Origin of the sequence: Rhizorhabdus histidinilytica, from assembly GCF_900167915.1 — a bacterium.
GTDB classification, from domain to species: Bacteria; Pseudomonadota; Alphaproteobacteria; order Sphingomonadales; family Sphingomonadaceae; genus Rhizorhabdus; species Rhizorhabdus histidinilytica.
In genome coordinates, this window is sequence record NZ_FUYM01000058.1 from 1 (window position 1) to 1,114 (window position 1,114).

Genomic DNA, 1,114 nt, shown 5'->3' on the forward strand with positions numbered 1-1,114 from the left:
AGAAAGAAGAAAAACACCGCCTCTTGGGGCTTCGCCCCGCCGGCTCGCGGCCTTCGGCCGCCCCGGATCGCTTTAGCGATCCTCCCACCCGGCATCCCCATGATGAGCCGGCTTCGCCGGCACGCTTTTTGTTAGAAAGGCCCAGTCGGCCCCAAGCTGCGATTTTGGCCAAGTCGGAGAACGTTTTGGGAACGTGGCATTCGGTATTGACGATGGAAATCATAGAAGAGGACAGTTCGCTCCATCATAGGGAGTGGGTTGATGGATCGGAGTATTCCGGGCGGGGATTTGATCGGACGATGGAGCCTGAGCTTTGCCGATATTGATTTTGTAAATTCGAAGCCGGCCCTGACGCGCCTTGGCCTCGCCGCGCAGCTGAAATTCTTCGCTTCCCTGGGGTTTTTCGCGATCGATCCCGGCTCAATCCCTACCGATGGCCTCTCGTATCTGGCCGAGCAACTCGGTGTCGAGGCTGGCGAGATAGCCGGTTATGACTTTTCCAGTCGGACAGCACGACGGCATTGTGCGGAGATCCTGATCCATCTTGGATATCACCGCATGAAGCGGGTGGATCGCGCGCAATTGACGGAATGGATTGCTGGCGAGCTGTGCCCGGGCGGCCAGTCGATCAATGCCATGCTTGAGCATGTTTTCCTGTGGTGCCGGGACCGGCGTATTTATGGGCCGTCGCGCAAGGAGCTTGAACGTGTCGTTCGCTCACAACGGCAAGATTATCTGGACACCTGGCTGATCGGAGCCAGTGATCGGCTTTCGTCAGATGCGGTGGCGTTATTGGAAGCCTCGCTTGCCGATCCGGACAGCTCGACCGGATTCAACAGGATGAAGGGTGACGCCGGACAGGCAACGCTCGACAACATTCTCGACGTGACCGAGAAACTCGCCTTTATCCAGAGACTTGATCTTCCCCATGATCTCCTGACGGCTACGGGCAAGCCATGGGTCGATCAGATTGTTCGCCGCGTTGCCGGTGAAAAGGCCTCGGAGATGCGCCGGCATGCGCCGGCGCGACAGCTCGGCCTTTATGCGATTTATCTAATGTCGCGGGAGGCGCAACTCACTGACGCGATGATCGACCTGCTGATCGAAACCGTTC

At 58.1% G+C, this 1,114-nt stretch carries 1 protein-coding gene; it reads left to right on the forward strand.

Translation table 11 applies throughout. The features are described from left to right. Positions 1-261: 261 nt before the first annotated feature. The coding region (locus B5X82_RS26145) for a DUF4158 domain-containing protein (protein ID WP_139385185.1) at positions 262-1,114 on the forward strand (853 nt) is incomplete at its 3' end.